Source organism: Marinobacterium zhoushanense, from assembly GCF_014641945.1.
Taxonomy (GTDB): Bacteria; Pseudomonadota; Gammaproteobacteria; order Pseudomonadales; family Balneatricaceae; genus Marinobacterium_D; species Marinobacterium_D zhoushanense.
Genome location: NZ_BMIJ01000001.1, coordinates 869,656 through 881,562 on the forward strand (window position 1 = coordinate 869,656; position 11,907 = coordinate 881,562).

The 11,907-nt window shown below is 60.0% G+C and carries 6 protein-coding genes; 2 read left to right on the top strand and 4 right to left on the bottom strand.

The genetic code is table 11. From position 1 onward, the window contains the following. Window positions 1–33: 33 nt before the first annotated feature. The 4 genes from peaD to peaA all read right to left on the bottom strand — a co-directional run bounded on the left by peaD (window position 34) and on the right by peaA (window position 4,581). Complete coding sequence (gene peaD, locus IEX40_RS04050; RefSeq protein WP_188745791.1) at window positions 34–1,140, bottom strand: quinohemoprotein amine dehydrogenase subunit beta; 1,107 nt, start codon at window positions 1,138–1,140, stop codon at window positions 34–36. A 14-nt stretch (window positions 1,141–1,154) separates the two neighbouring features. After that, a complete protein-coding gene (qhpC, locus tag IEX40_RS04055) occupies window positions 1,155–1,478 on the bottom strand; it encodes a quinohemoprotein amine dehydrogenase subunit gamma (RefSeq protein WP_036186887.1) in 324 nt (107 codons plus the stop codon). Between the two features lie 2 nt (window positions 1,479–1,480). Further along, a complete protein-coding gene (peaB, locus tag IEX40_RS04060; RefSeq protein WP_188745871.1) occupies window positions 1,481–2,902 on the bottom strand; it encodes a quinohemoprotein amine dehydrogenase maturation protein in 1,422 nt (473 codons plus the stop codon). A gap of 77 nt (window positions 2,903–2,979) precedes the next feature. Next, window positions 2,980–4,581 carry a quinohemoprotein amine dehydrogenase subunit alpha gene (peaA, locus tag IEX40_RS04065; protein WP_188745792.1) on the bottom strand — a complete coding sequence of 534 codons (1,602 nt, stop codon included), beginning with the start codon at window positions 4,579–4,581 and terminating at the stop codon, window positions 2,980–2,982. A gap of 246 nt (window positions 4,582–4,827) precedes the next feature. On the opposite strand from peaA, the gene torR reads away from it, so the two are divergent. Together torR and IEX40_RS04075 are read left to right on the top strand one after the other, a co-directional pair. Then, on the top strand, window positions 4,828–5,562 hold the full coding sequence (gene torR, locus IEX40_RS04070; RefSeq protein WP_188745793.1) for a two-component system response regulator TorR: 735 nt from the start codon (window positions 4,828–4,830) through the stop codon (window positions 5,560–5,562). After that, on the top strand, window positions 5,559–11,903 hold the full coding sequence (locus IEX40_RS04075) for an AAA family ATPase (protein WP_188745794.1): 6,345 nt from the start codon (window positions 5,559–5,561) through the stop codon (window positions 11,901–11,903). Before torR ends, IEX40_RS04075 begins: the two co-directional genes overlap by 4 nt. Window positions 11,904–11,907: the final 4 nt, after the last annotated feature.

Sequence of the window (11,907 nt, forward strand, 5' to 3'; positions counted from 1 at the left end):
CCCGTTGTCCAATCGCTCACACAACCTATCCCATCAATTACGGATAGTCGCCACCCTCAGATCGGAGGTGGACATGTCGCCAGTCAGCTGGATGGAACCGATCTTCTCCAGCGTATCGCTGTCGTGGATCGAAATATCGCTGCTGGTACCGCCTACGTAGAGGGTCTTACCATCACCCGAGATGTTCAGGTCGTAGTAGGTGTGCGGCATATCATGCACGATCAGCGTCTCTTTTTTGCTGATATCGTGCTTGGACAGCGTATTGAACGAACCGTAAAGAATGTCGGGGTTACGCGGGTCGGCAACAAAGTTGAAGATGATGAACTGGAACGGCAGCACCTCATCCCGTGTCGCTTTACCGGTTTTCAGATCCACGCGGCTGATACCCCACCACCATTCGGCGGTTTCGAAGTTCCAGTCCTCTGAATCGAACTTGGCGGTCACGTAGGGCATGATGTATTCGTGCATCTGTTCACCCTGGGAGTGCATCGCAAATGCATCCGGCGGCAACCAGAGCGGCCCCTTCTCCCAGCTGGCCAGCTTGCTGACCATGCGGACTTCACCGGTCTTCGGGTTGATACCCTTAAGATCGGCACCGCCAAGAATCACCTCGTTCTCGTCGGTCACGGCGATCTTGGTGATACGACGATCCACCGGGAAGGTGCGCACCACCTTCGCATCCATTCCATCCTTGATGTTGAACACGGCCAGGCGCGGCTGCTCAACCTCGAAGCGATCGCTCAGCTTCTTGATCGGGTTCTGCACCGTGTACAGCTCCTTGCCATCGGCACTGACCGCAATCGACTGCATGGAGATCACCTGCTCGGTAGGCGAGGACTGCTCGGCCTTGAAGGTGATATCGCAGTTACGGATATCGAAGCCGTACACATCCTTGGTGCCGTTACTGAGCACATAGGCATGGGTGTTGTCCGGCGACAGCGCGATGGAGCCGGTGCCGAAGGGGCCCGGGATATCGCAGGTGCGCGCAATCGTGTTGCTGCTCATGTCGATCACGTGCAGTTGGTTCGGACGGGTAATCGTCAACAGGAACTCCTGATCGGCCATCGCCTGAGAGGCCAGCGAACCAAGACCAACCGCCCCCAGCACGCCGGCGGATTTCAATACGTTTTTCAGTTTCATCTGCACAGCTCCCGTTACTCGCCGTCCTCGAAAATACCGTCCAGCTTGCGCCAGTCCTCGTTGGCCTTGGCCACGTCCTTACCCCAGTCCGGGTAGGTATGCATGGTGTCGGGCACCTGCGCCGGCCACCAGCAGGCATCGGCGCAGCCGTACAGGTCGGATTCCATCGGCTGGCACAAAGACCCCAGACCACCGAAGGGATCGAGCTCCCAGCCCGGATCGGTGGTAGCGGTGCAACCGACAACGGTTTGCATGGCGACAACGTCTTCAACCTCTTCCGGGCTCACCGCCTGGTTGATCAGCTGTGCTTTCTTATTCAGAGACTTCAGATGTTTCATTGTTAGGCACTCCTCCTGGGAGAGACATGTGCTTCGAAGAACCCGGGGTTCTCAAGCATGATCCGTGAGTACACCTCCACGCCGAAATCGACCCAATCGCGCATCAGGTCGCAGTAGTGGTAGGAGGGGTGTGTCGGATCTCCATATTTGGCGTAACTTTCGTGATAGCAGCCACCGGAACAGAGGTTGCGAATGCGGCAGGTCTCACAGCCGGTATTGCTGCGATCGAGACGCTTCTCGACAAAGGCGCCAAGACTGGCCTTGTCGATACCGGACTCCACCGTGCCGAAGGTGGGCAGGTCGGAGCCGGTAAAGCGATGGCAGAGGTTAAGTCCGCCATCCTTGTCCACCGCCAGCAAACCGACACCTGCACCGCAGGGCACCAGTTTCTTGTTGCCCTCGTACATGTCGGTGATCAGCTGGTGCATGTTGCCGTAGCCGAAGTTCTCGTTGCGCAGCGCGGATTCCAGGTAGCGAGCACCTAAGCGCTTCATGCCTGCGAACACCTCCACCAGCTCCTCACCAGTCAGGTTGAACTCGGCGATATCACCTGAGGTGACAGGCCCGAAGCCGACCTCGAAAAAGCCCAGTTCGCTGTAGAGATGATCGAAGATCGTCTCCACATCCGTGACGCCTCGGGTCAGGGTGACCCGACAGCCCACCGGACGCGCGTTGTAGCGCTTGAGCAACATATCCACCTTGCGCTTGACCACGTCGTAGGTGCCTTGCCCGCCCACGGTAATACGGTTCTTGTCATGCATCGCCTTGGGACCATCCATAGAGATGGTAAGGCCGAAGCGGTGGGCGTTGAACCAATCCACCAGTTCCTCGGTGAGCAGTGTCGCGTTGGTGGTCAGGGTGAAGTCGACGGTGGCGTCGAGCTTGGCAAAACGCTCTTCGCAGTAGGCCACCACCTCGCGGATCAACGGCATGTTGGAGAGCGGTTCGCCGCCGAAGAACACCACGTTGTAGTGGGGCTGATCCGGCGACTCGCGCAGCAGCATCTCCACCGACTTGATCGCGGTGTCGTAGGCCATCTTCTCACCCTTGGACGGGGTGGTCAGATCCTCCTTGTAGCAGTAGGTACAGCTCAGGTTGCAGCCGGTATTGACGTTCAGCACCACCGTGGTGAGCGGAAACTTTTCCACCTTCTGCGGATCGGGATTGATCCGCGCCACCCTGCCATCGCCGGAGATGATCTCTAGCGTGCGCAACTCCGAAAGCACCTCATCGACCTCGGCATGACCAAAGCGACGGTTCAGCGGCTCAAGATCCGACTCCGTCACCCGCTCCTGCGCATCGAACAGCGCCAGCAGTTCACGGCTGAGTCCATCCAGCTCGAAGATTCCGCTACTGGGAATGTGAAACAGCATCTGCCGGGCATCGACATCCACCCTGTGCAGATTCGGTTTCACCAGCGTCATGGTACCCGTGTTTTCCACTTGAGTTACCTCACGTTGCGCGTATTGCGCTCTGTTTCAGTGACTTGCTATCCGGTATATCAGTCGAGCACGCGGCGCACGAAATCCGGCACGGATACGAGCAGACTGCCATCCCCCTCGACCGCCTCACCGGCGTCCTTGACGCTGGCCACGACCGCCAGACGACCGACGTTATTGGCCATCATCTTGCGCTTGGGATTGGGGCCGTCATCGCCCGGTGTGAAAATACCGGCCGCATCGATCGTGCCTGCAAACTCGGCATCCTTCTCTTCGGCGGCCATCTCGTCTGCGGGTTTGATCGACCACTCGGCGGGCATATAGCCCAGGCGCAGGTCATCCTCGGTACCCGGCTTGCCATCGGCACCGGCGCTGTAGCCAACCGCACGGTACGCAACACGCACTTTCGGCATCTTGCTCATTCCGCCGATACGCGCCACTGCGTTTTGCGGTGTCACTTCAACACGGGCCAGTTCGCCGTAAACCGCCAGACCCGATGCAAGCTCAGCCGCTCCGACCTGAACGCTCTGGGTGCCTTCATCGCCCGTGGCCCTGGCCATCAGGTGGATGCGGTCATCGCTGCGTTCGAGCACTTTCTCGACCTTAACGCCCGGGCCCAGATCGATATCGCCATCCAGGTTCTGACCGATGATGGTCAGCGCGGTGGATTCACCCTTGCGAAGATACGAGGGCATGACCGCAACCACGGCCGGCGCCTTGGTATCCTTGAGCGCGCTCATCACGCCGCCAATCTCACGTTCAGAGGCCAGGAACATACGCCCGTTCATGCTCATGCCCTTGGCATCCGCCGCCATGACTTGACGCATCTTCACGCCGTCGATGGTGATCGAGGCGCGCCATTCATAGCCGGTGTACACCGTCGCCTTGCCACTGCCGGACAGCGGTGAGCCATCGGCGTACTGACCTTCCAGGCTCAGGTTGTAGCGTCCACCATCGGCCTTGCTCGTGGTCATCCAGGCATCGTATTCACCCTTGCCCGGCACAAAGCCGGTGACGCGCCAGCGACCATCAAGGTCGGATTTAACCGCCTGCTTCCAGTTGTCCCAGGCCGGTGTCAGCAGCGGATACTGCTCGCCCAGCTGGACGGCCACCTCATCATGGGCGATCTCGTACCATTTGCGGTCACGCGCCAGCGAGTGGAATTCGGTGGTCGGGAACTGGCCCATATGGAAGTTGACCAGCAGCTGCCACTCTTCAGTGGTACGGCGCTGCAGGCCGAACCGTGCCGCCGAGTGACAGCGGGCGCAGGTTTCCGCCAGCGCCTGATCGACCCCTTCCTCTACAAGGTTGGTGTCCTGCTCGAGCAGATACCGGAAAGGTGCCGCCTCGGACGGCGCCAGCCCCTGGGTATCGGCCAGATAGCGCACCACCTCGCGCTTTTCGTCGTCGGAGATCTGAAGACCACGCAGATTGATCATGCGATTGATCGTGAACAGCCAGCCTTCGGGGGTCTTGCGCTGTTCACTGATACGGGAAAAGTTCGGGGCAGACGCGTCCCCGGACTCGGTGTGACAAGCTAGACAGCGATCACGAATAATCTGCTTTGCATCATCCGCCTGTACCGAAGCACTCGCCAGTCCAGCGAGTAACAGCACACCGCTGCCGATCAGTGTCCGTCTGGTTGATTTGTTAGTGGGTGCCATCACTCCCTCACTACTCTGGATAAGTTTGAACTTATTATTGCCCTGCCCGATTAGTTTAGACCTCTGCAAAACTACCGAGCAGGGTTCCTAAGCTACTGCCGGGATGTAAATGAATTTCCGGTGATTCTTGGCGTTTTGTTCGGATATGTAACAGATTGTATCTGGGCAGTTGGTGAACCGGAGTGACGTCCGATATATTGCCGTTATACCTGTCCGGCTCCGACTAAGCGCCGCTGAAGAGATACCATGACCCAGACACAGAACGCCGCACATATTCTGGTCGTCGAAGACGATTTCGCCTCCCGCTCCCTGCTGGTCAGCTATCTGGAGAAGGAGGGGTACCGCGTCAGCGAAACCGATCAGGCCGACGACCTGTGCTCACGGGTGAAAACCGAACAGATCGATCTGGTACTGCTCGATATCAATCTCCCCGGGCGCGATGGACTCACACTGACACGGGAGCTCAGAGCCGCCTCGCGCGTTGGAATCATTCTGGTCACCAGCAAGGGGGATGATATCGACCGCATCGTCGGACTCGAGATGGGCGCGGACGATTACGTGACCAAACCGTTCAACCCGAGAGAGTTGCTGGTCAGGGCGAAGAACTTGCTCTGGCGTATGCTACCGGCGGATACCGTACAGAGCGCACCGGGGTCGCCCTCACGCGCCTGCTGGTACTTCGAGGGCTGGGAGCTGGACTCCTACAAGCGTCAGCTCAGGCACGCCGACGGCCAGAACGAGCGACTGCCCGAGGGCGAGTTCAAACTGCTCAAAACCCTGGTGACCCACCCAGGTCAGGTGATGTCCCGCGACCAGCTGATGGATGCGATCCACGACCGGGAGTGGACACCGAATGACCGCTCGGTGGATGTACTGATCGGCCGGCTGCGACGCAAACTCGGCGACAACCCCTCCGATCCCCAGCTTATTCTCACGGCCCACGGCGCCGGCTACATGTTCGCCGGCGATGTGAAGAGATGAACACGCCACAGGGGTATCAGGTGGATCGCCACCTGCACCGACGCAAGGGTGTACTGATCAGCCGCGCCGTGCGCATGCAGGACGGCCATCAGGTGATACTCAAACAACTGGACCCCGCCCAGTGCAGCCGTGAGGATCTGGGGCGGCTGCAACATGAATACGAGCTGCTCACGTCACTCAAGATCACCGGCATTCTGCGTCCGCTGGAGCTGATCTCAACCGATACTGCACTGGTAGGTGTGTTCGAAGATTCAGGGGCAATCCCGCTTCGCCAGTTTATCTCCGAACGGCAGATGGAGTGGAACCAGTGGATTCCGGTCGCCATCCGTCTTAGCGAACTGGTGGGTCGCCTGCACGAGGCGCGGGTTATCCACAAACAGATCAGCCCGGACCACCTGCTGCTGCATCCAACCACCCTGCAACCGGTGCTGATCGGTTTCGACTACTGCACACGCTTAAGCCGGGAACAGCCCAACTGGCATGCCCAGGCGCTGCGCAGTTCGACACTGGCCTACATCGCGCCAGAGCAGACGGGACGCATCAACCGCACCATCGACTACCGCACCGACTACTACAGCCTGGGCGCCACCCTGTACGAGCTGATGACCGGTCGTCCGCCCTTCTTCGGCGGTCAGGATATCGAGCTGGTTCATAACCAGATCGCGCGTGCGCCGGATTCGCCCAGCCGCATAAACCCGCGCCTGCCGGAGATGGTCTCGCGCATCATTCTGAAACTGCTCGCCAAGGATGCCGCCCAGCGCTATCAGTCCACCGTGGGGCTGATCCACGATCTGCGCCGCTGTCAGAAAGAGCATAACCAGCACGGCCGCATCTCGACCTTCGAGCTGGCTGAACAGGATATTGCCGCCCAGTTTCAGATCCCGCAGCGGCTCTATGGGCGCGAGGCGGTATTGCAACAGCTGCGCGGGCTGATGGACCGGGCCGTGGAGGGCAAACAGACTCTGGTGCTGATCAGCGGCTATGCCGGTGTCGGTAAATCGAGTCTGGTACATGAACTGCGGCAATATGTAAACGAACTCGGTGGTCACTTCAGCAGCGGCAAGTTCGATCAATACCGGCGCAACCGCCCCTACTTCGCCATTATTCAGGCGCTGCAATCGCTGGTCAGACAGCTGCTGACCGAGCCGGAAGAGGCGATCCAACAGCTGCGTACCGAGCTCAATACCAGCATGCGCGGTCAGGGCCAGATGCTGCTGAAACTGATACCGGAGCTTGAGCTGATCATCGGCCCCCAGCCGAGCCTGCCCACTGCCACGCCCGCCGAAGAGCAGCGCCGCTTTTCGCGTCTGTTTATCCGCGTGCTCGATGTGCTGGCCACACCTGAGCGCCCGATGCTGCTGTTTCTAGACGATCTGCACTGGGCCGACCACGCCTCGCTGCAACTGATCGAAACGCTGGTGGAGAGCGGCGAGAGCGCTCATCTGCTACTAATGGGCAGCTTTCGCGATCAGGAGCTAGAACCGGCGCCACAGAAGACGCTGGACCGGCTGCGCCGGCTGCAAAAACCGGTGATCGAGCTGCAACTGGGGCCGCTGGACCTGCAACAGGTGTCCCAGCTGCTGGCCGACACCCTGCGCCGTGACGTGCAGTCCTGCCAGAGTCTGGCCCGCATCTGCATACGCAAAACCCAGGGTAACCCGTTCTTTCTCAGCCAGTTCCTCTATGCGCTGCATGAGGAGGGGCTAATCAACTTCCGCGAGCAGCGCTGGCAGTGGGATGAAAACGCCATTCAGGCGCGCGAGATGACCGACAACGTGGTGTCGCTGATGGTCAGCAAGATCCAGCGCCTGCCCACGGCCACCCAACGCACGCTGCCGCTTGCCGCCAGTATTGGCGGCAGTTTCAACCTGCGCACGCTTTCGGTGGTCAGCAAGCTGCTGCCATCAGAGGCGGTGGACGCGCTCTGGCCGGCGATGACCGAGGGCCTGATCGTGCCGCTGGACGATCAGTACCGTGTGTTCGAAAAGACCGACCAGATCAACACCCGTTACCGTTTTATCCACGATCGCGTTCAACAGGCCGCCTATTCGCTGATTCCGGAACAGGCGCGAGAATCCCTGCATCTGGAGGTGGGACGACAGCTCTGGCGAAGCCTGAGTTTAGATGAGATCGACAACCGCATCTTCGAGATCACCAACCACCTGAATCTGGCCTCGGCGCTGATCGACGATACGCAGGAACGCGTCGAGCTGGCCCGGCTCAACCTGCGTGCCGGCACCCGGGCGCGTGAATCCGCCGCATTCGACGTGGCGATGGATTACCTCAAGCGCGGCCTGTCACTACTGCCGAAAGAGAGCTGGCAGAACCAGTATTCGTTGACCCTGGGCCTGCACACACTGGCTGCCGAAGTGGCCAACATTCGTGGCGAACAGGCGCTCATGGACAGGCTGATTCTCGCCGTGGAACAGCATGCCCAGAACCTGCTCGATCGCGTGCGTGTACACGAGGTCAGAATTCAGTCGCAGGTAGCCAACAACCAGTTCAGCGAAGCGCTGAGTACCGCGCTGACACTGCTGCACCAACTCGGCGTCGAGCTGCCTGAACACCCGACACCGTTTCAAAATGCCTGGATCGCCAACCGGGTCAAATGGCTGCTCAAGCGCACGCCGCCCGAGCGCGTGCCCTACCTTAAATCGATGCAGGAGCCGACGCTGCTGGCGGCGATGCCCCTGCTCACCGGCATGTTCGGCATCGTCAAGTTCTCAAGCTCGGGGCTGCGTCCGATGCTGACGGCCAAGCAGGTCGAACTGACGCTGACCCGCGGTCTATCGGACTCCTCAGCACTGGCTTTCGCCGGATACGGCGGTGTGTTGTGCGGCAAGATGGCGGATATCGATCAGGGTTACCGGCTCGGCCTGCTGGCTCTGGAGCTCGACAAGCGGATGCCCGCCACGGCCAAGCATCACCGCACCCTGTCGTTGTTCAACAGCTATATCCGCCACTACCGTGAGCCGCTGTCGGTCTGCCGCGACTCGCTGCTCGATGCCCACCAGCAGGCACTGGATTGCGGCGACATGGAGTGGGGAGCCTACGCACTGGCCGCATATATACAGTACGCTTTCCCACTGTGTCAGAATCTGGATCAGCTGCAGCCGCGACTGGAGAAAGACACCGAACTTCTGCGCCAGTCCGGTCAGAAGCAGTCGCTGCAATACTCGCTGTTCATTCTGCAAACAATGGAAAACATGCGCGGCCAAAACAGCGACCCGACCCGGCTCGACGGCCGTTTCTACCGCGAGGATCGCGATCTCGCCGAACTCACCCGCGAGAACCACCGTACCGCCATCTGTTTGCACCATTTCTACAAGGCGCTGCTCGGTTTTATCTTCGATGACATGGAAGCGGCCTATCATCACAGCGAGATCGGCCTTGAGCTGCGCGACTCGGTATCCGGCACCTTTACCGTACTCTGGCTGATGCAGATCAACGCCCTGAGCATCATCCAGTTACTGCCAAGCACCAGTATTCTGACCCAACCGGCCCGGCTTAAAACCGTACGCCAGGCCCAGCGTTACATACGCAGGCTAGTCCGTTTCGCACCGGATAACCGGCTGCACCACTACGAACTGCTCAGCGCCGAGCTATTGCGCAGCAAGCGGCGTTACACCAGCGCCATGAACCTGTACGAAAAAGCGATCGAGCATGCCCAACAACAGGGGCTCAAGCTCGATCAGGCGATGGCCTGCGAGCTGGCCGGACGCTTCTATCAGGAGTGGCAAAAGCCCGGGATCGCACGCACCTACCTGCAAGATGCCTACCGGCTGTATGCCGAACTCGGTGCCCGGGCCAAGCTGCAACAGATGAAGGCTCAGTACGACATCGATCTGGAACCACCACGCCCGGTAACGGTGGAATCGCATACCGCAAGCGCGGAGCGCCGCCGCGAGCTGGACAACCAGACACTGGATATCAGCTCGGTCATCAACGCCTCACAGGCGATCTCCGATGAGATCGTGCTGGAGAAACTGCTCAACCGCCTGATGCGGCTCGCGATTCAGAACGCTGGTGCGCAACGGGCGATACTGGTGATGTACCGCCAGCAGCAGCTTTTCATCGAAGCGGAAACCCGCATCGACGAGACACCGGCCCTGTTTACCGCCATACCGCTGACCGAAGGCGCCGATATGCTGCCGCTGAGCATCATCAACTTCGTTGCCCGTACCAAAGATCCGGTGGTGCTGGGCAACGCGGTTGAACACCAGATGTTCCAGTCCGACAGCTATATCCGTCAGCAGCAGCCCCGTTCGCTGCTCACCATACCCATTCTCTACCACAGCGAACTGACCGGCATTCTCTATCTTGAGCACCGTGAAAGCCGGGATGTGTTCAGCCGCGAACGCCTGAAAACCTTACAGATTCTGGCATCGCAGGCGGCGATCTCCATCGAAAACGCCAAACTGTACAAAAGCCTTGAACAATCCGAGCGTGAATACCGCTCCCTGTTTGAAAACGCCAGCGAAGGGATCTTCCGCATCGCGCCCGACGGTCGCCTGATCTCCGCCAACCCGGCGCTGATCTCGCTGCTTGGCTATGACACGTCCGAGCAGTTCCTGCATGAGGTTACCGATCTGGTGATGGACTGCTTTATCGATCCCGCCGAGGGGCAGCTGTTCCTCGCCACGCTGACAGATGGCAACCGTGTAAACGATCTGGAGACACGCTGGCGGCGTCAGGATGGCAGCGATCTGCATCTGTCCATATCGGCACACCGCATCGCCGACGAGCATAACGCGATTCGCTATTACGAGGGCTCGCTCACCGATATCGGCGAGCGCAAGGCGAAAGAGCTGGCGGAGCTCGCGCGTCAGAAGGCGGAAGCGGCCAGCGAGGCCAAGAGCCAGTTCCTGGCCACCATGAGCCACGAGATTCGCACTCCGATGAACGGCATTCTCGGCATGGCGCAGCTGCTCAAGCGCTCGGCGATGAATCCGGCCCAGCGCGAACAGGTCGAGTCAATCTACCGATCAGGCCAATCCCTGCTGACCATCCTCAACGACGTGCTGGATTTCACCAAGATCGAAGCGGGCCAGATGACCTTCGAGGCGGAGGATTTCGAGCTGCGCCAGTTGCTCGAGCAGCTCAAGACCCTGCTCACCCCGATGGCGCGGGAGAAGAAGATCGACCTGATCCTGAGGCTCGACCCGGAGTTGCCCTCACGGGTGCAGGGCGATGCCCGGGCGCTGAATCAGGTGCTGATGAACCTGTGCGCCAACGCGCTGAAGTTCACCGATGAGGGGTATGTGGTGCTCAAGGCCCGCCCTGTGGCCAGTCACGCCGAAGGCCATGTGATCCGTTTTGAGGTCGAGGACAGCGGCATCGGCATTCCGCCCGAAGCGCACGATCGCATTTTCCAGCACTTCAGTCAGGCCGACAGCTCGATCACCCGACGCTACGGCGGCACAGGCCTTGGTCTGTCGATCTGCCGCAAGCTGGTGGAACAGCAGCAGGGCCGGATCGGTTTCGACAGCCAGGCCGGAAACGGCTCGCTGTTCTGGGTTGAGCTGCCCTACCGGAGCGCTGATCAGGCCACTGAGTCTGTCCAGACGACACCGTCGGTTACACCGAGCGAACCCAAGCAGGTGCTGGATATACTGCTGGTGGAGGACACCCCCATCAATCAGGAGGTCACCGCCAGCCTGCTGCGCGCCGAAGGTCACCATGTCAGTATCGCTGACGATGGCTACACGGCGCTGTCGATGCATAACGACAACGATTACGATCTGGTGCTGATGGATATCCACCTGCCCGATATGGACGGTCTGGAAACCACCCGCCGCATGCGCGCCCACCGCGATGCCGACAAGGCGCAAGTACCGGTCGTTGCGCTGACGGCCGCCGTTACCCGGCCGGAGATCCGGCGCTGCAAGGAGGCCGGTATTGAAACGGTACTGAGCAAACCCCTGCAGTTCGAAGAGCTTGAGCAGGTGGTGCGCGCCGTCGGCCAGCTCGAGTGCCCGCCACGTCTATCGATCGATACCGACGCCGATGAAGGCACGCTCAATCTCGCCCTGCTCAACCAGCACCGGCGCATGCTCGGCGATAAGCGAATGCTGGAGCTGCTCGATACCATGCGGACGCAGTGCGAATCACTTCTGCATCAGCTGGAGCAGGCAAAGCGCCCGCAACAACCGGCGCTGCTGCACAAGCTGGCAGGCGCCAGCGCCAACTTCGGGCTGCAGCAGATGGCCGAAATGTGCCGACAGCTGGAAGCCGAAGGCGGGGTGACGGATGAACAACAGGCCCTGCTCAAGGCGCTTTGGGCCGACAGCCTTCAGGCGCTGTCGGCGTTCAATACGACACCCTGCGCACAGACCGAATAGCGCG

What these genes read in the sequence shown, in the direction of transcription:
- peaD (WP_188745791.1), bottom strand. Translation starts at nt 1,140, where the DNA reads ATGAAACTGAAAAACGTATTGAAATCCGCCGGCGTGCTGGGGGCGGTT.
- qhpC (WP_036186887.1), bottom strand. Translation starts at nt 1,478, where the DNA reads ATGAAACATCTGAAGTCTCTGAATAAGAAAGCACAGCTGATCAACCAG.
- peaB (WP_188745871.1), bottom strand. Translation starts at nt 2,902, where the DNA reads ATGACGCTGGTGAAACCGAATCTGCACAGGGTGGATGTCGATGCCCGG.
- peaA (WP_188745792.1), bottom strand. Translation starts at nt 4,581, where the DNA reads ATGGCACCCACTAACAAATCAACCAGACGGACACTGATCGGCAGCGGT.
- torR (WP_188745793.1), top strand. Translation starts at nt 4,828, where the DNA reads ATGACCCAGACACAGAACGCCGCACATATTCTGGTCGTCGAAGACGAT.
- IEX40_RS04075 (WP_188745794.1), top strand. Translation starts at nt 5,559, where the DNA reads ATGAACACGCCACAGGGGTATCAGGTGGATCGCCACCTGCACCGACGC.